Here is a 21,357-nt window from a genome sequence, read left to right as displayed (position 1 = left end):
TGAACCAGATGACCAATGTTAACCCGGATAGCCAGAGCCCAATGTTACGGGTAGATAACCTGACTCACCGCGTCAGTGTTGAAACCGATACGCTCACGATCTTGCAAGGGGTCACTCTCGAAATCAATCGGGGAGAGTCCGTAGCTATTGTCGGGCGTTCCGGTTCCGGCAAAACCACACTCCTGGGTTTACTGGCGGGCCTTGATACGCCTACTGAGGGTACGGTTGAGCTGGACGGATCGGTGATCAGCAAACTCAGCGAGGACGAGCGGGCAAAGCTTCGGGCGCACCGGGTCGGGTTTGTATTCCAGTCGTTCCAGCTGTTGCCGGCGCTCACTGCGCTTGAAAACGTCATGCTGCCGCTGGAACTTGCCGGTATGGCTTCACCGGAAAAGAGAGCCCGTGAGCTACTGGAACGAGTGGGGCTTGGCGAGCGACTGACCCATACACCCAGGCAGCTCTCCGGTGGTGAGCAGCAGCGGGTGGCTATTGCCCGGGCATTCGCGTCTGACCCGCTGATTCTGTTCGCCGATGAGCCGACCGGCAACCTGGATAACCGCACCGGCCAGGCAGTTTCCGATCTGCTGATGGCGCTGAACCGGGAACAGGGCACGACGCTGGTGATGGTCACCCACGACGAACATCTGGCTGCGCGCTGCAATCGGCAGTTCCATATTGAGGCCGGCGTTCTTACCGAACCAGAAGCGGCGGAGGAGATGGCGCACTGATGGCTGCTGCAAAAAAACTCATGTCAGTCCGCCGGGACTGGCGGGAACGAGATGTTCGCGTCGTTCTGGCTGCCCTGATCATTGCCGTTGCCACGGTTGCCACCATCGCCCTGTTTGCCAGCCAGCTGCAGCGCACCCTGGTTTCTTCAGCCAGCTCGTTCCTGGCGGCAGATCGCCAGCTGGAAGCAGAGAATGGTCGCCCGATTCCGGATTCCTGGCTGCAAGAGGCGACTGATCAGGGGCTGGCAACCGGCCGGATGGTGGAATTTTCCACGATGGTTTTGGGCGCTGATAATTTCCAGCTGGTGTCGGTGAAAGCCGTCAGCAATGAATATCCGCTTCGGGGCGATATCGAGATACAGCGGGAGCCAACGGGAACGAGGGAGCTGGTGAGTCAGGGCCCCCGGCCCGGAGAGGTCTGGATTAACCCGCGCCTGCTCAGACTTCTGGATCTCGAGATCGGCGAGTCCCTGGAAGTCGGGAATCTGAACCTCACGGTCTCCGGCCTCCTCATTCGCGAGCCCGATGGTGGTTTCCGGCTTTCGGCTCTGGCGCCCAGGGTGATGATGCACGTGGACGATGTCTCAGCCACCGGGGTCATTCAGGAGGGCAGCCGGGTTGAGTACGTCTATCTGTTCGCCGGCGCTGAAGCTTCTCTGGAATCTTACTATCAATGGCTGCAGCCCCGGTTGGAGCCCAGTCATGAGTGGGAAGGGGTGCGGGATGGTGAAACCTTCTCCCGTTCCCTGGAGCGTGCCGAACGATTCCTGCTGCTGGGCGGCAGTCTTGCGGTCCTGCTGGCTGCTGTGGCGGTGGCTGTGGCCAGTAGGCAATACGCCATGTCCCAGCGCGATACAGTAGCACTTCTGAAAACCCTGGGTCTGAGTGGTGCCGGTATCCGCGGCCTGTATCTGAGGCGTCTGGCACTCTGGGGCGTTACCGGTATCGTCGGTGGCCTGCTGGTGGCCATACCGCTTTACTGGTTGCTGATTCGTATGCTCAGCGAGGTACTGGAGCGTCCCGTCGACTTCCAGCTTGACCCTGCCGCTCTGGTGCCTGCGCTGTTGACGGCCCTGGTTTCCCTGTTTGCCTTTGCCTATCCGCCGGTGCGTCGGCTTCGGAATGTTCCGGCCATGCGTGTATTGCGCAGCCAGCCTGGTGAAACCGGGCGTGAGGCCCTGCCGGATATCGTGATCGCCATTGTGGCGGTCTTCGGGCTGGTCTGGATGTACGCCGGAGAACTGGCCCTTGTTGTTTCCCTGCTCGGTGGTCTTGCCCTGCTGATTGGCGCGCTGGGCCTGGTGGGCTGGCAGATGGTGGCGACCCTGCGCAAGGTCCGTGGAGGCGGCAACTCCTGGCGACTTGCCCTGGTTGGCCTGTACCGGCATCGCCGGGCCAGTCTGTCCCAGATCGCCGTATTTGCGATGACGCTGATGCTGGCCGCCACACTGATACTGGTGCGGACGTCACTGCTGGCGGACTGGCAGGCTCAGTTGCCCGATGATGCTCCCAATCATTTCCTGATCAACATCGCGCCGGAAGCGGTAGAGGAAGTGGATGCGTTCTGGCAGGAGCGTGGCCAGCCGCTGGACAAGCTTTACCCGATGGTTCGCGGGCGCCTCACTGAACTCAACGGTCAGCCCGTCAAGCAGGCGGTCAGTAAAGACGAAAATGTAAACGCGCTCAATCGTGAACTGAACCTGACCTGGATGTCGGCCTTGCCTGAAGATAACGAGATTATTGAAGGCACCTGGTTCGGCGAGAACCAGAAAGAGGGTGTCTCGGTGGAAGCTGAACTGGCCGGGCAGCTTGGCCTGTCACTCGGCGATGAGCTCACCTTCACCATCGGCTCCGAGAAGGTGACGGAAACTGTCACCAGCATCCGCACGGTTCAGTGGGACAGCATGAAGCCCAACTTCTACATGGCCTTTCCGCCCGAGGGCGGCCTGACGGACATGCCTGCAACATGGATTACCAGCTTTTACCTGCCCAAGGACAGGAAGGATGCATTGAATGAATTTTCCCGGCAGTTCCCGACCGTATCGGTACTGGAAATCGACCACATTATCGAGCGAATCCAGGAAATCGTCCGGCAGGTAACCCAGGCGATTGAAGCAATTCTCGCGCTGATTCTTGCCGCTGCACTTGTGGTGATGGCAGCGGTGGTCAGTGCCACGCTACGCGACCGTCAGAGGGAAGGCGCGTTGCTGCGAACACTCGGCGGACGGCAGAGTTTGCTGGTGCGAAGCACCATGCTCGAGTTCGCATTGCTGGGCGGTTTTGCGGGTTTACTGGGCGTGGTTGCCGCCGAGGCGGCAGTCTGGGCACTTCAGTTCCGGATGTTCGAGGGGGCGTTCCAATGGCACTGGCACGTGGTATTGCCTATCCCGCTGATAAGCGCTGTCGTCCTGGCCCTGTTTGGCCGCTGGCAGCTCCGTCCGGTTCTGAGCGTGTCGCCGATGCTGTTGCTCAGGCGTCTGGAGTAACGGCGGAGACTATCGGTAATTGGCGAGAATGGCGTCGAGTTCGCCATTCTCCTTCATCTTCGCCAATTCTTCATTGAATCTATTGGCAAAAGAATGCCAGTCCTTCCGTAGCATCAGCCTGAATCCGTAATTACTGATGCTCTCGCGGGTTATGTCGAAGTGCTGTCTCAGCCCCTCGTTCCTGAGGATCCATTTGCCGACGAGCCGGTCGGCGACAGCGGCGTCGAACCGGTCGCCATGCAGTACGAAGGTGAACATGTCTTTGTCCCGGGAAACATCAAAGCGGCGAATCCGACCTTCTTCGAAGTAGGGCTCGAGCAATGGGTATCGGTAGCCAAGATGAGTGACGATGGTTTTTGAAACCAGATCATCGGGGCTCTCGTACGAGAAGCCCGATTGCGCTGGAACGAAAAACACCTCTTCAATGTCCACCACCGGGTCGGTAAACAGGAATTGCTCCGGATCGTCGGCCCACTCCCGGGCCCTCGGCGTTCCGTCGATGTACCCCTCAAGCAGCATCTGATCAACCCGTTTTCGCGGTATCTGCTCCGCGATTACCGTGTAGCCAAGGCGGCGGGCAACCACGGACACCACATCCCACATGATTCCTGAGGGTTGGTTCTGATGCACGATTAGGTAAGGCGGGTAACCGTTTGGAGAAACATTGAAACGGAAAACCTGCTTTTCCTGAGAGATTTCTTGAGAAGCAAATGCAGAGGGCGAAAGTGTCACCAGAGCAAATAGGAGGGTGCCCAGAGTGGCAGATAAACGGCAGGAAAGTCGGTTTTGCATGCGGAAGGGGCTCTCTACGGAACGGTACTGTAGGTGAAAAACGAACCCGGCTATCATCCCTGCCAGAAGATCTTAATTGTCCTCTGTTCCTTTGTTAATTTCAATGATTTGATTTCTATCTTCAGACCACCCGAGCAGAGGGCCCCTGGCGAGGCCCCTGCATGACAGATCAGGCCCAGGCACGTCGCAGGACGGCGCGGGCATCTTCAAGGGTGACTTCCTTCGGATTGAACATGATGGAGCCATCATCCAGCGCCATTTCGGCGATGTGGTCCAACTGGTCTTCGGTTACCTTGCCGGTTTCTTTCAGAGTCCGTGGCAGTTGGCATCGCTTGTACAGGGCGTCCCGCAGCTTGCGAATAGCAGAAATGCTGGCCTCGGCCCTTCGGCCCGCTGGCGTCGCTGCGAATACTTCCGGGCCTTCCAGATACAGCAGCAACTCGCCCAGGGGGTCCCGGATGGTCTCCAGGTTGTATTCCAGCACGTAGGGCAGGTACAGGCTCATACACAGGCCATGGGGCAGGTGGCAGATAGCGCCGGTGGCGTGCCCGAGCGCGTGCACCAGACCTACCATGGAATTTGAGAAGGCAATGCCGGCCATGGTCGACGCCTGGGCCAGGTCCAACCGGCCGTCACTGTCTTTCGGGTTGTCCATAACGTGGAGAAGTGAGTGGCTGATCTTTTTGATCGCCGACGTGGCGTAGGCATCGCTCAGCGGGTTCTTGGCCATGCAGGTAAAGGCTTCCGTTGCATGGGTCATGGCGTCCATCGCTGTTGCCGCGGTGATGTGGGGCGGCAGGGTGAGGGTCATGCGCGGGTCAATAATGGCCGCGTTCGGAAGCAGGAACGGTGACGTAAAGGGGAGCTTGACGCCCTTGGCCTCATCGGTAATCACGGCAACAGAGGTAACTTCGGAGCCGGTGCCGGCCGTTGTCGGCACAACGAAAAACGGCTTCAAGGGGTGCTTGAGCACGCCGGCACCGCTGTATTTGGCAATATCGTCACCACCCTCGGAAACCAAGATGTTGACGGCCTTGCCGGTATCAATTGCCGAACCGCCGCCGACGGCGATGATGGAATCGCACTTCTCCTGGCGATAGATACCGGCGATATCCCGCACCACGGTGGTGGATGAGTCTGGCGGAACATCATCATAGATGGAGGTGATCTCCAGTCCGCTTTCCTCACAAGCCGCGATAACGGGTTCCAGCAGGCCGGCCGCACGAACGCCCTTGTCGGTGACGATCATCGGCCGCTTGGCCGCCATCCCGGTGAGCTCATAGGGAATATGTTCCAGTGCGGCCTTGCCGGCAATGACTTTTACCGGGCAGAAGAACTCATAGTATTTATTGGTCATCACGCTCTCACTGTCTCGACGAAATTGGTGGCAACTTTCAGGTAAATACGCGCAGCGCTGATCAGTTTTTCCGGGAGGTGCAGGTCGGCCGGGTATTCCTTGACCGCCCGCTCGGCAATCAGTTTTGGCAGAATGAAGGACTCAAGCCGATTCAGCACCCGGGTCATCCGCACCGCATAGCTGATGTCGCCATCGACCAGCATGCGGTCATTGGCGAATGCAACCGAGGTTTTTTCCTGGAAAGACAGCACCAGAAATGCATGAGCAATGTGTTTGAACTGAATCGACAGGTCGACCGGGCGTGGAGCCTGGTCATCGTGGTAACGGAAACGTCCCTGGCCGGTGTGCTCGACAATCAGCTTTGAGCCGTTTGGCATCACCATCATTTCAAACAGAAAGCCATCAGGCAGAGCCCTGGCTTCGTTCTGAACCTTTTCGTCCACTTCACTCACGGCCTGCAGGGCTCGCCCCATTACCTGGAACATCAGTTCCACATACAAGCGACGCGCCTGGAAAACCATGGGCTGGATACGTTTCGCTAACATGTCCGTCATCCAATGATTGTTGATGTCATCTGATTTTTAGAGTTATTGCTCTAAAAGTCAATGGAGCTGATGACAGAAGTTGCGCGTCAGCCCGGCAATCTTGATCTCTAGCAACAAAAAGGCCGGAATCCCTCAGGACTCCGGCCTTTTCAAGTCAACGATTCAGGGGACAGTTATTGCGTGAGCGCCGCCAGTTTACGTTTGGCCTCCTCGGCAACGTCCCCTCCGGCTTCGGCGGCCTTGCTGTAATAGGCAATAGCCTCATTTCGATTGTTCTGCTTCACTGCAACGTCGCCGAGGCGTAGAAACGCAATGGAGGTGGGCACCGTTTCATTGGCTTTGGTGAGGTTTTCCCTCGCCTTGTCCAGATTGTTGAGTCTCAGAGCATTCAGGCCATTGTACAGACGATATTTGAACATCTCGGGATAGAGCTCCACCGCCTTTTCAAAGTCGGCAGCGGCTTTCTCGGCTTCCTTTTGCTCCTGATAGATGCGGCCGCGCAGAGCATAGAACATGGCTTCCCGGGGGAGCAGTCGTATCGCCTCGTTGACCTTTTCCAAAGCCGGCTTCATCTCACCTTTGGAGGCCAGTTTCATCGCTGTGTCATGGGCATCATAAGCGGGCTGCAGCGAACGGAGTTTGGCCATCTTTCGCTTGTAGACATCCTCGCCACGATAGCCGCCGGCACCAACTTTCTTAACCAGTTCGCGGTTCTCCTGAACCCGTTTTGCCGAGGGCGGGTGGGTTGCGAACAGGCCATCAATGAAACTGGACTGACGGCCCTCAGAGAGTTTCAGAAAGAGCTCCTGCAGCTCCACAGCCGCCTGGGGGTCGTAGCCCGCCTCTTTCATGTAGAGAATGCCGTAGTGGTCTGATTCCAGTTCATCGCCTTGGCTATACTGCGCCAGCGCGAGCTGGGCTCCCAGTGCAGCGCCACCCATGATCAGCCCGGCCCACTCGTTATCCGACAGGGCAAAACCGAGGCCGGCAACACCGGCACTGATCAGCATTCCCTGCTGCATGCGCTGGACACTGTGTCTGGCGGCGGCATGAACAATCTCATGGCCAAGAACGGATGCCAGCTGGGCTTCGTCTTCAAGTTCTGTCAACAGCCCGCGGTTGATCGCAATCTTGCCCCCGGGCAGGGCCCAGGCATTCGGTACGCTGCTGTTAAGGACCACGAACTCATAGGGCAGATCCGGCCTGTCACTGACCTCCGCCATTTTCTGGCCAACCTCGCTCACATAAAGCGTCAGTTCCGGGTCCACATAAAACCGGCCGCCCTGGGTTTGTTGGGTGGGCACGTATTGCTCCGCGCCCATGGCGAGTTCCTGACTTTCCCCGATCAGCGAAAGCTGCTTTTCCCCGGTAACCGGATTGACCGAGCAGCCACTGAGCGTCACCGCAAGGGCAAGAGCAACGACGCTGGTTTTAATAGCAGACAGGTTCACAATGAGCTCCCTTTTCGATAATGCGATGTCGGGCACTGCCATAAAACTTTGCCCGATTCCTGAATGGCCAGTTTATAGCACATGATTGCCCCCGGGTGGATTACCTCACCCTGTTCAGCGGTGGTGGCGAGCAGACCCTTGGCGTATCATAAGCCCCTGTTCCCGCACTGTTTCGCCAATTTCGAACCTAAGGCAACCCATGGGTAATCTACTCGAATTAATCGCTTTGCTCTGGTTCCTGGTTTGCTGGCTCGGCTACACCGAATACTCCAAACGCCGAGCCGCAGATCGTCCCTGCCTCTCCAATACGCTCGATCTTTACCGGGAAGACTGGATGCGCGTAATGCTGCGCCGGGAAAACCGGATTGCCGATGCCTCGGTGGTTGGCAACCTGGAGCGGAACGGCGCCTTTTTCGCCTCCAGTTGCCTGCTGATTCTGGCGGGTATTATCACCGCTCTTGGCTATACCCAGGAGGTGATGGAAGTGTTCAGCACCATGCCATTTGGCACATTACCCACCCGGGAAGTCTGGGAACTGCGCATGGTCGTTCTGTTGGTCGTATTTATCTACGCCTTCTTCAAATTCACCTGGTCCATGCGGATGTACAATTTTGTGTCGGTGATGGTGGGCAGCGCCCCGCCACCGGACGATACCAAAACCAGCCCGGCAGGGCGGGAGGCGTTTGCCCGTAGTGCCGGCAATATCTGTAATCTCGCGGGCGATGCCTTTAACCTTGGGCTGCGATCCTACTATTACGCACTTGCCGTGGTAGGCTGGTTTATCCATCCGATCGTTTTCATGGCGGCATCCACCCTGGTGGTGATCGTCCTTTACCGCCGGGAGTTCTGCTCCACGGCTCTGGAAGCGTTGAGGGCAGGGAAGGTGTTTGAGGAGCCAGTGCCCGGCAAGGCGGAAAACAGCCCGAAACCCAAAAGTTGATCCACAGGTTGAACCTGAATGAACGATGATATCCGACGGAAACGGGTCACCCGTTTTATCGACACCCTCAATCAGGCCAAAGAGCTGGGTCTGACGGTTACCGAGGCGAAAAAAGGCAGCCTCACACTTTGCCTGCCCTACAGCGACCAGATTATTGGTAATCCGGACACCGGCGTGATTCATGGCGGCGCCATTACCACATTGATGGACACCACTTCAGGCTGTGTGATCCTGTGTGCGTTGGAAGATTTTGAACTCTGCCCGACGCTGGACCTGCGTGTGGACTACATGCGCCCGGCCCATCCCAGGAAGCCGGTCTACGCAAGGGCTGAAACCTACCGGGTAACCCGAAACATCATTTTTACCCGCTGTGAGGCCTACCAGGAGGGCGGTGAAACCATTGCCAACTGCGTTGCCACCTTCATGCGTATCGGCAAGGATGCCAGCCCGAAACACTATCGGGACCTGATTACCGGAGGTGAAGAATGACCGATCCTGAAATCCTCCGCTATACCCAGGAAACCGGTGACTTCAGCCGAATGCTCAAAAGCATTCCCTACGCCACCTGGATTGGCCTTCAGTGTGAGCGGTTCGGCGACGATCTGATTTTCCGCCTCCCCTGCAAGGACTCCAACCTTGGTAACCCGATCCTGCCGGCCATTCACGGTGGCGTCATTGGCGGCTTCATGGAAATGTCTGCCAATATCTACCTGATCATGTCCCAGGAAAGCCTACGCATGCCGCGCATCGTCGACTTTTCCCTAGATTACCTCCGTGCCGGTTTGAATCGCGAAACTTACGCCGAATGCCGCCTGACCCGCCAGGGCAACCGCGTTGCCAACGTAATGGTCAGCGCCTGGCAGAAATCCCGTTCGCAACCCATCGCAACCGCCCGCGCGCATTTCCTCCTCGAAGACTGATTTGCCGATGCGCTGGGGCTTGAAATGCCCCGGTGCGCCCCCATTTTTTTGTCAGCACGAATTCAATAGCCGGGTGGCGCGGGTAGGAAGGGCTTTCCAAAACCGTGCGGAGCCATGGATGGCGGAGCCGAGCGTACATGGATGTATTCACAGCGTGTTTTGGAAAGCCCTTCCTATCCGTGCCTCTCCACGAATCATGAGGTAACTCGGGCGCCCCTAGTCGCCCGTTTATTTGTATCAGGAGACATAAACGCCATGACGGTTGAAGCCAATAAAGAGACGCTTGGATTCCAGACCGAAGTGAAGCAGCTGCTTCACCTGATGATTCACTCGTTGTATTCCAACAAGGAAATCTTCCTTCGTGAGCTGATTTCGAACGCCTCAGATGCCGAAGACAAACTGCGCTTCGCGGCGCTGAAGGACGACAGCCTTTATGAAAGCGATCCTGAGCTGAAGATTCGCCTGGATTTTGATGAAGAGGCAAATACCGTCACCCTCACCGATAACGGTATCGGCATGACCCGTGACGACGTCATCCAGAACCTCGGCACCATTGCCCGCTCTGGTACTGCTGAATTCCTGAAGCAGTTGTCTGGTGATGAGAAAAAGGACAGCAAGCTGATCGGTCAGTTCGGTGTTGGTTTCTACTCGTCGTTTATCGTGGCCGACAAGGTGGATGTCTTTACCCGCCGCGCCGGTGCGCCGGCAGAAGAGGGCGTGCATTGGGAGTCCAAGGGCGACGGTGAGTTTTCCATTGAACAGGTCAATCGGGATAACCGCGGTACCCAGATCGTGCTGCACCTGAAACCAGACGCCAAGGAATTCGCGAACGGCTGGAAGCTGCGCAGTCTGGTGAAGAAGTACTCGGATCATATTTCCTTCCCGGTGGTGATGAAGGCCGAATCCGACGAAGGTGAAAAGAAAGACGAGTACGAAACCGTCAACGACGCGACAGCGCTCTGGACCCTCCCGCGTACCGAGATCAAGGACGAGGAGTACAAGGAGTTCTACAAACACATTGCCCACGATTTTGAAGATCCGCTGACCTGGTCCCACAACAAGGTGGAAGGCAAGCTGGACTACACCAGCCTGCTGTATATCCCCGCCCGGGCACCGTTTGATCTTTACAACCGGGAAGCGCCCCGTGGCCTGAAGCTGTATGTGCAGCGTGTGTTCATCATGGATGACGCCGAGCAGTTCCTGCCGCTGTACCTGCGCTTCGCCAAGGGTGTGATCGATTCCAACGATCTGTCCCTGAACGTGTCCCGTGAGATCCTGCAGAACGACAGCACCGTGGAAAGCATCCGTACCGCGCTGACCAAGCGGGTTCTGGACATGCTGTCCAAACTGGCCAAGAAGGATCCCGAGCAGTACCAGAAGTTCTGGGGAGAGTTCGGCACCGTATTGAAGGAAGGCCCGGCGGAAGATTTCAGCAACCGCGAGAAGATTGCCGGTCTGCTGCGTTTTGCCTCCACCCATACCGGTGAGAGCGCGCAGAATGTCTCGCTGGATGATTACATCAGCCGGATGAAGGAAGGGCAAAAGAAGCTCTACTACATCACCGCTGACAACTTCACAGCGGCCAAGAGCAGCCCGCACCTGGAAGTCTTCCGCAAGAAGGGCATTGAGGTGCTGATCCTCACCGATCGCATCGACGAGTGGATGATGGGATACCTCAGTGAATACGACGGCAAGCAGTTCCAGGACGTTGCCCGGGGGGATCTGGATCTCGGCGAAATTGAGACCGAGGAGGACAAGAAGCACAAGGAAGAGGCGGCCGAAGAGCACAAGGACCTGCTGGAGCGCATCAAGAATGCCCTGAGCGACCGAGTGCAGGAAGTGCGGGTTACCAACCGACTGACCGATTCACCGGCCTGCCTGGTTGTGGGTGATTTCGACATGGGTGCGCAGATGAAGAAGATCATGGAAGCTGCCGGCCAAAAAGTGCCGGACAGCAAGCCGATCTTTGAGATCAACGTTGATCATCCGCTGGTTCAGCGCCTGGAAAGCGAGAAGGGCGAAGAGCGGTTCAACGAGCTCTCGGCAGTCATTCTGGACCAGGCCACCCTGGCCAGCGGCGAGCAGCTCCCGGACCCGGGCGCCTACGTTACCCGCCTGAATCGTCTGCTGCTTGAACTGGCCAACTGAGGCCTGGAGCCGGTTCTGCGTCGGATTACGCCGTTGGCTAATCCGACCTACAAATCAAGGTAGGTCGGATGAGGCGAAGCCGTAATCCGACAGTATGACAAGCATGCCGGTTAGTCTTTGTAGGTCGGATTAGGCGAAGCCGTAATCCGACAAAAAGGTCAGAATCAGATGCAGCAGATCATTGTGGATATCAGCATCAGCCCTGATGAGTGGATCAAACTCTATCAGGGCGTTGCCACCGATGTTCACACCACGGCCCGGGACGGACGCTCTGTCCGGTTTCCGGCACGTATCCTCTCCCGTTTCTACCTCCGCGACGGTATTCGCGGCAGTTTCCGCATCGTTTTTGACGATGCCGGCAAGTTCTCGTCCATTGAACGGCTTTGAGCAGCCGACACGCCGGTCATAAAGAAAAACTTTCACAAATTTATTTTTAATTAATTGTATTGGGCGATCGACCCCGCGCTATGGTGGAGATGTTCTCGTTAGGCAGGAGCAGATCCATGTTCAGTGTGTTTTCACTTTACCAGTCTATCGCCTGGCCGGATGTTCTCGGGATCCTGTCGGATTACTCAAGCGACTATGCTTGTGCCCAATAACGGAATGAAGCCCGCAAAGCATGCGGGAAACGCTATAGGCACACGCTATCCCCGAGATAATAAATACTCAGAGCAGAGTATTTGTTGTGTCCTATAGTTAGAGGTGCCTGAATCAAAGTAGTGTCGTTTTGCCAACCCCAATGAGGAGAGAGAAATGACGGACAATAACAGTGCGGGTGGAAAGTGCCCCGTAATGCATGGCTCGAACACTCAGGAGCAGGCCGATGTAGCCGGCTGGTGGCCTGAGAATCTGAACCTCGATATTCTGCATCAGCACGACCGAAAAACGAATCCTCTGGGTGAGGATTTCGATTACCGCGAAGAGGTCAAAAAGCTCGACCACGAAGCGCTTGAAAAAGACATGCACGAGCTGATGACCAACAGCCAGGAATGGTGGCCGGCTGACTGGGGGCATTACGGTGGCCTGATGATTCGTCTGGCGTGGCACGCTGCCGGCACCTATCGACTGGCCGATGGCCGCGGTGGCGCAGGTACCGGTAACCAGCGCTTTGCTCCTCTGAACTCCTGGCCCGACAACGGCAACCTCGATAAGGCCCGCCGTCTGCTGTGGCCGCTCAAGAAGAAGTACGGCAACAAGATCAGTTGGGCCGATCTGTACATTCTGGCCGGCAACGTTGCCTATGAATCGTTCGGTTTGAAGACCTTCGGTTTCTCCTATGGCCGTGAAGATATCTGGCATCCGGAAAAGGACATCTATTGGGGTGCTGAGAAAGAGTGGCTGGCGCCGTCTGACAGCCGTTATGAAGATGTGGAGAAACCAGACACCATGGAAAACCCGCTGGCGGCCGTCCAGATGGGTCTGATTTATGTGAATCCGGAAGGCGTCAATGGTCAGCCGGACCCGCAGAAAACCGCTGAGCAGGTTCGCACCACGTTTGCGCGCATGGCGATGAACGATGAAGAGACCGCTGCTCTCACCGCAGGTGGTCATACCGTTGGTAAGGCTCACGGCAATGGTGATGCCGATGCCCTGGGCGCAGAGCCGGAAGGTGCAGACGTGGAAACCCAGGGTCTTGGCTGGATGAACCCCAACCTGCAGGGTAAGGCGACAAATGCCGTAACGTCTGGCATTGAAGGTGCCTGGACCACCAACCCAACCAAGTTTGATATGGGTTACTTGGATCTGCTGTTCGGTTACGAGTGGCAGCTGACCAAGAGCCCGGCTGGTGCAAACCAGTGGGAGCCGGTGGATATCAAAGAAGAGCACATGCCGGTCGATCCGACCGATCCTTCCGTCCGTCGCATGCCGATGATGACCGACGCCGACATGGCCATGAAGGTGGACCCGAAGTACCGCGCGATCTGTGAGAAGTTCATGGCAGATCCGGACTACTTCAAGGACTGCTTCGCCCGTGCCTGGTTCAAACTGACGCACCGGGACATGGGACCGAAAGCCCGGTATATCGGTCCGGGTGTACCGGCTGAAGATCTGATCTGGCAGGACCCGTGCCCCCAGGGCGAGACCAACTACACCGAAGAAGTGGTTAAAGAGAAAATCGCTGGAGCAGGTCTGAGCCTGAACGAGCTGATTACGACTGCCTGGGACAGTGCCCGCACGTTCCGCGGCTCTGACATGCGTGGTGGTGCCAATGGTGCCCGCATTCGCCTGGCGCCCCAGAAGGATTGGCAGGGTAATGAGCCTGATCGTCTGGACAAGGTGCTCAAGGTCTACGAGCAGATCTCGGCTGACACCGGCGCCAGCATCGCTGACGTGATCGTGCTCGGTGGTAACCTGGGTATCGAGATGGCGGCGAAGGCAGCCGGCCATGAGGTTCACGTTCCCTTCCTGAAGGGCCGTGGCGATGCTACCGACGAGATGACGGATGCTGAATCCTTTGAACCGTTGGAGCCGCTGGCGGATGGCTTCCGTAACTGGCAGAAGAAGGATTACGTGGTCAAGCCGGAAGAAATGCTTCTGGACCGCGCCCAGCTGATGGGCCTGACCGCACCTGAAATGACAGTTCTGCTCGGTGGCATGCGGGTGCTCGGCACCAACTACGGTGGCACCAAACACGGCGTATTCACGGATCGCGTTGGCCAGCTGACCAACGACTTCTTCGTGAATCTGACCGACATGGCGAACCGTTGGGAGCCTACTGGCAAGAACTCGTACAACATCGTGGATCGCAATAGTGGCAATACCAAGTTCACCGCGACCCGTGTTGATCTCGTGTTCGGTTCCAACTCCATCCTGCGAGCCTACGCAGAGGTGTACGCCCAGGACGACAACGAAGAGAAGTTTGTAAAAGACTTCGTTGCAGCCTGGACCAAGGTCATGAACGCCGATCGATTCGACGTTAAATAAGACCTGTAAGCAGATGGTTGGGCACCCCGGCAACGGGGTGCCCGTCTATCAACTTCCCGCCAAATTCCTTACAATCCGCTCCGTCTGATTTTTGATCGGTCTCACCCTGAACAGACCCTGTTAAGACTGGAGCACTCATGCGGATTATTCTTGCCCCGATGGAAGGGCTGGTTGACGCACCTATCCGTGAAACCCTCACCGGGGTCGGCGGTATTGACCGGTGCGTAACCGAATTCGTTCGCGTGACCCACGGCATGTTGCCGCCGAGAGTGTTCTACAAATACGCCCCCGAGCTGCATAACCAGTCTCTCACCCGGGTGGGTACCCCCGTTGCGGTCCAGTTACTGGGCTCAGACCCTCACCAGATGGCACGCCATGGTGTGCGGGCTGCGGAACTGGGCGCCACCCAGGTCGATATCAATTTTGGTTGCCCGGCCAAAACCGTGAACAAACACAAGGGCGGCTGCATACTGATGCGCGAACCGGAGCTGATGCATGAAATTGTGGCCGCCGTTCGCCAGGCCGTGCCAGGCCACGTGCCCGTCACGGCCAAAATGCGGCTGGGCTATGACGACCGGTCCATGGGTGTGGCCTGTGCCCAGGCCCTGGAAGCTGCCGGAGCCGAAGAGATTGTCATCCACGCCCGCAGCAAAGTCGATGGCTACAAGCCGCCCGCCTACTGGGAGGAAATCGCCCGGGCCCGGGAAGCGGTAAAGACTCATATCATTGCCAATGGCGAGATCTGGACCGTGGCGGACTACTGGCGATGCCGAGAGGTCTCCGGCTGCGACGATGTCATGATTGGCCGTGGTCTCATAGCAAGGCCAGACCTGGCCCGTCAGATCAAAGCCAGCCAGCAGGGCGAAACGGTACCGGATATGACCTGGCCGGAAGCTGTGGTTCTGGTTCGTGAGTATGCCACGGTTCTGCAGGGCTGGCTGGAGGACCGCTACGTGACCGGTCGCATCAAGCAGTGGCTCAACTTCCTGCGTCAGGGTTTTGCCGAGGCTGAAATCCTCTGGCCCGAGGCCCGCAAGATTCGCCAGGTGGCACCCATGATGGCCTGTCTTGAGCAGCAGGTTTCTGTTCCAGGTTCCCGCGCCGCCTGATCCGGATATCCCACTCGTTAGTTTTCCCCGGCTAAACTGGTATGAACGGTTGTGTCGTTCGTATCAAGACAGTGCCAACAATAAAACGAGTGGGAGGACGATCAACATGCTATCAACACGTTTACGCCACACCCTGGCGTTCGCCGGGTTCGGCGCCTGCATGCTCCTCGGCGCGGCCATGCCGGCTGCAGCTGAAGACCATGTGGTGAAGGTTACACCCCTGGGTAGTCACGATGGCGAGTTTTGCAGTCGGGACCGGGCGCTGGTGTTTGAAGACCCGAATGGTACCCGCATACTCTACGATGCCGGCAGAACCGTCGCCGGCCCAGACGATCCCCGTCTGGGCAAGATTGATGTTGTTCTGGTTTCCCACATGCATGGGGACCACGTGGGCGACCAGCGTATCAGCAAGACAAACGAAGGCACCTGCGGGGCTCCGGACACTGGCGTTTCAACGTTGCCACAGTCGAACACCGTGGACATTGCGGTGAAGCATGGCGCAAAAATAGTGACCGGCAGTGAAATGCCCGCATTTTTTGCCGCCAAGCTCAAGGACGCTGGCGGCGACGCCGCAAACTCCATGTTGGTGCGTTTCGGTGGCGAACGTGAGGTCGGCGGGGTGGCAATCACCACGGTGCCTGCGGTTCACAGCAATGGCGTTTCGCCTTCCTTCCTGACCGGGCCACTGGCGGAATACCTGGCGGCAGCCGGTGTCGGCGCGAGTGTCGGGCCACCAACCGGCTATGTGTTGAAGTTTTCCAACGGGTTGGTTGTATACCTTTCTGGTGATACCGGTATCACTGCAGAGCAAAAGCTGGTGGTGAAGGATCATTATGGCGCAGGGTTGGTGGTGATGAACATCGGAGACACTTTCACTACCGGGCCAAAACAGGCGGCTTACGTCATCAATGACCTGGTGCAACCGAAGGCGGTCATTGCCTCCCATGCGAACGAACCGGCGACCTCCGGTGGCGAGGTGCAGGACGGCACGCGCACGGCCCTGTTCCGGGATTCAGTGACCGTGCCGGTCCATGTGCCCCTCAGTGGCCGTACCATGGCATTCAATGGCATGGCGAGCTGCGTCTCTGGCTGTGACTAAGGGAACACGCTGACGCAAGACAGTTGCCGGTCAGTCTTCCATTTCCGGTCGGTAATTGCCCGAGCGCGCTGCACCGTTAAGGCGAGCGCGCTTGAGCATCGCTGCTTGCGCCTCGGGACCATGTTCCAGATTACCGGCCCAGGCTTTCTGGGCCGGTTCCTGCAGGGCCCGACCGTAGGAAAAGCTGAGCTCCCAGGGCTGAGGGCCCATGCTGTTCATGGCATTCAGGTTGAGGGTCGCTTCTTCCGGAGTCTGGCCGCCCGAGAGGAAAAAGATGCCGGGTACCGCTGCTGGAACCGCCCTGCGAAAGACATCAAGGGTTGCTGTCGCCACTTCCTCCGGTGATGCCTTTGGATTTTCCTTGCCCGGTGTCACCATGCTGGGCTTCAGGATTATGTGTTCCAGTTCCACTTTATGCCGGTAAAGGGCCTGGAAAACCTCGCGAATCACCGCTTCGCTCACTTCCCCGCAGCGCTCAATGGTGTGATTGCCATCAATCAGTACTTCCGGCTCGACAATGGGCACGATGCCCAGGGACTGGCAGATCGCTGCATAACGGGCAAGAACCCCGGCATTCGCCTCGATCGCCTGCCGTGAGGGCAGGGTGTCCGAGATGTGATACACATCCCGCCACTTGGCAAACCGCGCACCCTGGTTCTTGTAGATTTCCAGGCGGTCGTCCAGGCCATCCAGGCCAAAGGTGATTTCATCACCGGGGGCATTAACCAGGGGGCCCTTGCCCTTGTCTACCTTGATGCCCGGCACGATGCCCTTGCTGGCCAGCAGCTTGGGCATGGCCACATTGTCGAGACTGTTCTGGCCCAGCGTCTCTTCGAAAAGAATGACCCCGCTGATGAATTCTCCGAGCCCGGAAGCAGAGAAAATGAGGCTCCGGTATTCCCGGCGTTTGTCTTCGCTGGATTCCACGCCAACCGCTTTGAAGCGTTTGGCAATGGTGGGGTGGCTTTCATCCGCCGCGAGAATTCCCTTGCCGGGCTGAACCAGATCCCGGACGGTGGTGTTCAGTTCTTCCTGAATGGTCATAGTGAGCTCCTGATTGATCCTTGAAGGTCTGATTGGTCGTTCGGCCCGCCACCTTATTGTAGACGTTGAATAGCGGTCTGGAATTTGATCTGGGCTAAGGCATAAACCGGCTCAGTGATTTAGGCTGTAAAGATAACAACAGGGAAAAGGGAAGCCTGAATATGAAAACCGTTGTCAGTGTCAGCCAGGGATCTTCCGAATACGATTACGATCTAGAAACCTCCTTCCTCGGCCAGCCTTTCCGGATTATCCGTATTGGCACAGACTGCGATCTCTCCCGTGCCGAAGCGGTTCTGGAGTCGGTGCACACGCAGGCAGACGCCATTGGTCTGAGCATGGTCCACGATCACTATGAGGTGGGCCGGGAGCAGCTTGAACACCCGGATACCGCTCGCCTGGAGGCCTGTGTGCCCGACAAACCCGTTACCACCGGTGCGGGCCTGCGGGCGATCCTGCAGGAATGGGCCGTCCGCCATACCCAATCTGAACTGGGGCATTTCTTCGACAATGCCCGTGTGCTGTTCATGAACGGGCAGGCCGGCTATCGAATTGCCAGGGCACTCTCGGAACATACCGACAATCTGTTATTTGCCGATCCTTACACGGATTTTGGCGTGCCACGGCTGCTGACTTCCCTGAAACAACTGGAAACCTATACCTCGCTGACGGCTCCTATCATGTTCAGGCCGGCGGCCGTGAAAGCGGTGGAGACCATCCTCCGAACGCCGCTGTATCGGTTGGGTGAGAACCTGGTGAAAGGTTCGCTTCATCACGCTGTGTCCGAGGCCCATGTCATCGTGGCCTCGATTGGCGATCTGGAGAACTTCACGGCGAAAGAGCTGGATGGAAAAACCGTGATTACCTCAAGGGTCACAGATGCTGCGATGGACTGGATGCGCTCCCGCAAGGTTGCCATGGTGGTGGACTACAGCCCCTGGCTGGAGGGCCGGCCCGTGGGTGTGAATGTGATGGAGGCGATGATCAGCGCGGCGCTCTCCAGAACACCGGATCAGTTAGGCCCGGATGACTACCTGGACGTGATTCAGAGCCTTGGTATCGAACCCCGGATTCTGTACCCGGACGGTTATCGCCGGGTGAACCGGTTTGCGTTTGTCATTCATCCGCTTTCGCAGCAATACCTTACCAAAACACCGCCTCTGGACTGGGTTGCCAATGTCTCGCCCCCTGTGGTGATGAACCTGGTTGAAAAGGCGATAGCGTATTCACCGCCGTTTATTTACTCGAAGGTGTCTGGAATCCGGTCACCGAATGGCGATGAAGTGGAGGGTTGGCTCATTACCGTGGGCGGCACCCCCCGGGAAATCATGGCTCATGGGCCGGAATTTACCTACGCCAGGCTGCTGCAGGCGGCCAAACTGGCGAAGAAACTTGGTGCCCAGATCATGGGCCTGGGTGCGTTCACCAAGGTTGTTGGGGACGCCGGGATTACCGTGGCCAAGCGGGCACCGCTGCCAATCACGACAGGCAACAGCTACAGCGCCTCCGGCGCGCTCTGGGCGGCCCACGACGCCATGAAGAAAATAGGGCGGGTAAGTATTGGCCCCAGTGGCAAGGCCGCCGGCAAGGCGATGGTGGTGGGCGCCACGGGCGCTATCGGGTCTGTCTGCGCCAGATTGCTGGCCAAGGCAGTCGATGAGGTCTACCTTGCCGCACCGGAGCCGGCGAAACTTCTCGCGCTCAAGGAAAGCATCGAACAGGAAACGCCCGGGGCCATCGTGCATGTTGCCGGTTCTGCCGAACGCGATCTGGCGGACATGGACATGATCGTGACCGCCACTTCCGGCGCAGGCAAACGGATTCTCGACATCATGAAAGTGAAGCCCGGCTGTGTGATCACCGACGTAGCCCGTCCCCTGGATATTCCGGCAGAAGATGTGGCGAAACGTCCGGATGTGTTGGTGATAGAGTCCGGCGAGATACAGCTACCGGGCAAGGTGCACATGAAAGACATCGGGCTGCCAAAAGGTATTGCCTATGCCTGCCTGGCAGAAACCATTGTGCTGGCCCTGGAAGCCCGTTTCGAGAACTTCACACTGGGTCGGAACATCGAGTGGGAGAAGGTGCGGGAAATCTACAAGCTGGGCCTGAAGCACGGCATGAAACTGGCCGCCATTTCCGGAGTGAACGGTGTGTTCACCGAGGAGGACTTCGAACGGGTTCGAGTCCTGGCGGCCAGCGCAGAGGAAACTCAGGCGGAGGAATCTCAGGCAGAGGGGTCGAGCACACCGGCGTAGCGTACGCCGCTGAGCAAGGCCATCTCCCGATGCCAGGTAGACAAGTCATCAATATTCAGTTTGCTCAGGCTGTCGTGCCCGCAGGCCCGTGCCATAACCTGCATCAGTGAGACTGAGGCCTCGAGGAAGTTCTGCAGCTGTTTGGCAGACTGGTCGACATTCAACCGTTGGCGCAGATCCTTGTTCTGGGTCGCGATGCCTGCCGGGCAGTTGTTAGTGTTGCAGATACGGGCGGCAACGCAGCCAATGGACTGCATGGCACTGTTGGCAACCGCAATACCGTCTGCGCCCAGGGCCATGGCTTTCACGAAATCAATTGGCACACGCAGCCCGCCGGTCACGATCAATGTGACTCGTCCGCTGGCTCCGCGATCATCCAGGTAGCGCCGGGCGCGAGCCAGGGCAGGAATGGTGGGCACACTGATATGATCCCGGAAGATTTCCGGGGCAGCACCGGTGCCGCCGCCCCGGCCGTCCAGAATAATGTAGTCGGCGCCGGCATCCAGTGCGAACTGTACGTCCCGCTCAATGTGATTGGCGCTGAGCTTGAAGCCCACGGGTATCCCCCCGGTGATTTCCCGAACATGGCTGGCGAAACGCTGGAAATCCTCAACCGAGCGCAGATCCTCGAACGTGGGCGGGGAAATGGCCGGTTCACCCTCCGGAATGTTTCGAACCTCGGAGATCTTGCCGGTGTTCTTGTTGCCGGGCAGATGTCCGCCGGTGCCGGTCTTGGCGCCCTGGCCGCCCTTGAAGTGGAATGCCTGGACTTTCTTCAACAGCTCTTCTTTGTAGCCAAACTTGGCGCTGGCCAGTTCATAGAAGTAACGGGAGTTTTCCTGCTGCTCCTCCGGCAACATGCCGCCCTCGCCGGAGCAGATGCCGGTGCCCGCAAGCTCGGCGCCCCGGGCCAGGGCAATCTTCGCCTCCTCCGACAGAGCCCCGAAACTCATGTCGGAAACGAACAGGGGCATACTCAGGGGCAGGGGCTTTTTTGCCTCAGGCCCGATCACCAGCTCTGTTGATACCTCGGCATCATCGGCCAGCGGTTTACTGGCCATCTGCGCTACCATCAGCTGAAGATCGTCCCAATGGGGCAGGGTGTGGCGGGGTACGCCCATCGCAGTCGTGGGGCCGTGGTGGCCCATGTTGCTCAGCCCCTCACGCGCCAACTGGTGAATAAATTCAACGGTAGGTTCTTCTTTGGTGGATTTGGCTTTCGGTGCTGTACCGGACTTGTCGTCGCCGTCATCGTTGGAATCCGGCGCCTCCTTGCCCACCTGGTCATCGCTGAACTGCTGGTGGGTGCCGTCGCAATAAGGAGCACTGCCGGTCTGTTTGCACTGACACAGAACCGCCTCCTCGTCTTTCTCCGCTTTGAAGACCTTGGGCTTGAAACCCGTGTCTCCGTGGGAACCGTCGCAGAAGGGCTGGTTGTTGGAACGGCCACAAACGCAGAAAGCGTATTCCTCGCCTTTTTTCAGGCTGACTTTCCTGGGTTTGTTATCAGCGATCACCGGATTGCTCATTGCAAGGCTCCTGTTCAGGCGTATGCCAG

The 21,357-nt window shown here is 57.8% G+C and carries 17 protein-coding genes; 11 read left to right on the top strand and 6 right to left on the bottom strand.

Going from position 1 to position 21,357, the window contains the following annotated elements; genetic code table 11:
* The first annotated feature begins 8 nt into the window (after positions 1–8).
* Positions 9–728 (top strand): ABC transporter ATP-binding protein, encoded by a 720-nt coding sequence (locus tag KEHDKFFH_RS03920; RefSeq protein ID WP_104320831.1) that lies wholly within the window; start codon positions 9–11, stop codon positions 726–728.
* Complete coding sequence (locus tag KEHDKFFH_RS03915; protein WP_104320703.1) at positions 728–3,214, top strand: ABC transporter permease; 2,487 nt, start codon at positions 728–730, stop codon at positions 3,212–3,214. Before KEHDKFFH_RS03920 ends, KEHDKFFH_RS03915 begins: the two co-directional genes overlap by 1 nt.
* 9 nt (positions 3,215–3,223) lie before the next feature.
* On the opposite strand, the gene KEHDKFFH_RS03910 is transcribed toward KEHDKFFH_RS03915, so the two are convergent.
* The 4 genes from KEHDKFFH_RS03910 to KEHDKFFH_RS03895 all read right to left on the bottom strand — a co-directional run bounded on the left by KEHDKFFH_RS03910 (position 3,224) and on the right by KEHDKFFH_RS03895 (position 7,359).
* Positions 3,224–4,006 carry a substrate-binding periplasmic protein gene (locus KEHDKFFH_RS03910; protein WP_104320830.1) on the bottom strand — a complete coding sequence of 261 codons (783 nt, stop codon included), beginning with the start codon at positions 4,004–4,006 and terminating at the stop codon, positions 3,224–3,226.
* Between the two features lie 169 nt (positions 4,007–4,175).
* On the bottom strand, positions 4,176–5,363 hold the full coding sequence (locus KEHDKFFH_RS03905; protein ID WP_104320702.1) for an iron-containing alcohol dehydrogenase: 1,188 nt from the start codon (positions 5,361–5,363) through the stop codon (positions 4,176–4,178).
* On the bottom strand, positions 5,363–5,908 hold the full coding sequence (locus tag KEHDKFFH_RS03900; protein ID WP_104320701.1) for a hypothetical protein: 546 nt from the start codon (positions 5,906–5,908) through the stop codon (positions 5,363–5,365). The genes KEHDKFFH_RS03905 and KEHDKFFH_RS03900 overlap by 1 nt, the downstream gene beginning before the upstream one ends.
* A 173-nt stretch (positions 5,909–6,081) precedes the next feature.
* Positions 6,082–7,359 (bottom strand): M48 family metalloprotease, encoded by a 1,278-nt coding sequence (locus KEHDKFFH_RS03895; RefSeq protein ID WP_104320829.1) that lies wholly within the window; start codon positions 7,357–7,359, stop codon positions 6,082–6,084.
* 199 nt (positions 7,360–7,558) lie between these two features.
* On the opposite strand from KEHDKFFH_RS03895, the gene KEHDKFFH_RS03890 reads away from it, so the two are divergent.
* From KEHDKFFH_RS03890 to KEHDKFFH_RS03855, 8 genes are all read left to right on the top strand, one after another.
* Positions 7,559–8,299 carry a DUF599 domain-containing protein gene (locus KEHDKFFH_RS03890; RefSeq protein ID WP_064226822.1) on the top strand — a complete coding sequence of 247 codons (741 nt, stop codon included), beginning with the start codon at positions 7,559–7,561 and terminating at the stop codon, positions 8,297–8,299.
* 18 nt (positions 8,300–8,317) lie between these two features.
* Positions 8,318–8,788: a PaaI family thioesterase gene (locus KEHDKFFH_RS03885; protein ID WP_064226823.1), complete on the top strand. Its 471-nt coding sequence runs from the start codon at positions 8,318–8,320 to the stop codon at positions 8,786–8,788.
* Positions 8,785–9,219, top strand: a complete 435-nt coding sequence (locus KEHDKFFH_RS03880) for a PaaI family thioesterase (RefSeq protein WP_064226824.1) — start codon at positions 8,785–8,787, stop codon at positions 9,217–9,219. The genes KEHDKFFH_RS03885 and KEHDKFFH_RS03880 overlap by 4 nt, the downstream gene beginning before the upstream one ends.
* Before the next feature lie 255 nt (positions 9,220–9,474).
* Positions 9,475–11,367: a molecular chaperone HtpG gene (gene htpG / locus KEHDKFFH_RS03875; RefSeq protein ID WP_104320700.1), complete on the top strand. Its 1,893-nt coding sequence runs from the start codon at positions 9,475–9,477 to the stop codon at positions 11,365–11,367.
* A gap of 168 nt (positions 11,368–11,535) precedes the next feature.
* Positions 11,536–11,754: a DUF2835 domain-containing protein gene (locus tag KEHDKFFH_RS03870; RefSeq protein WP_008172004.1), complete on the top strand. Its 219-nt coding sequence runs from the start codon at positions 11,536–11,538 to the stop codon at positions 11,752–11,754.
* 366 nt (positions 11,755–12,120) lie between these two features.
* Complete coding sequence (katG, locus tag KEHDKFFH_RS03865; protein ID WP_104320699.1) at positions 12,121–14,292, top strand: catalase/peroxidase HPI; 2,172 nt, start codon at positions 12,121–12,123, stop codon at positions 14,290–14,292.
* Positions 14,293–14,429: 137 nt separating this feature from the next.
* The gene (locus KEHDKFFH_RS03860) at positions 14,430–15,401 is read left to right on the top strand and encodes a tRNA dihydrouridine synthase (RefSeq protein WP_104320698.1); all 972 of its coding nucleotides are present in this window, start codon (positions 14,430–14,432) and stop codon (positions 15,399–15,401) included.
* A gap of 106 nt (positions 15,402–15,507) precedes the next feature.
* Positions 15,508–16,500: an MBL fold metallo-hydrolase gene (locus KEHDKFFH_RS03855; RefSeq protein ID WP_104320697.1), complete on the top strand. Its 993-nt coding sequence runs from the start codon at positions 15,508–15,510 to the stop codon at positions 16,498–16,500.
* 30 nt (positions 16,501–16,530) lie between these two features.
* Here KEHDKFFH_RS03855 and KEHDKFFH_RS03850 read toward each other — a convergent pair whose 3' ends face one another.
* Complete coding sequence (locus tag KEHDKFFH_RS03850) at positions 16,531–17,544, bottom strand: class I fructose-bisphosphate aldolase (RefSeq protein WP_104320696.1); 1,014 nt, start codon at positions 17,542–17,544, stop codon at positions 16,531–16,533.
* A gap of 161 nt (positions 17,545–17,705) precedes the next feature.
* On the opposite strand from KEHDKFFH_RS03850, the gene KEHDKFFH_RS03845 reads away from it, so the two are divergent.
* Positions 17,706–19,799, top strand: a complete 2,094-nt coding sequence (locus tag KEHDKFFH_RS03845; RefSeq protein ID WP_104320695.1) for a dehydrogenase — start codon at positions 17,706–17,708, stop codon at positions 19,797–19,799.
* Here KEHDKFFH_RS03845 and KEHDKFFH_RS03840 read toward each other — a convergent pair.
* Positions 19,769–21,328 (bottom strand): glutamate synthase-related protein, encoded by a 1,560-nt coding sequence (locus KEHDKFFH_RS03840; protein ID WP_104320694.1) that lies wholly within the window; start codon positions 21,326–21,328, stop codon positions 19,769–19,771. The two genes, KEHDKFFH_RS03845 and KEHDKFFH_RS03840, sit on opposite strands and share 31 nt — an antisense overlap.
* Positions 21,329–21,357: the final 29 nt, after the last annotated feature.

It is taken from the genome of Marinobacter maroccanus (assembly GCF_002933275.1).
GTDB lineage: Bacteria > Pseudomonadota > Gammaproteobacteria > Pseudomonadales > Oleiphilaceae > Marinobacter > Marinobacter maroccanus.
Note: the sequence above shows the minus strand (reverse complement) of the source record. Positions and strands in the feature narration are given on the sequence as shown.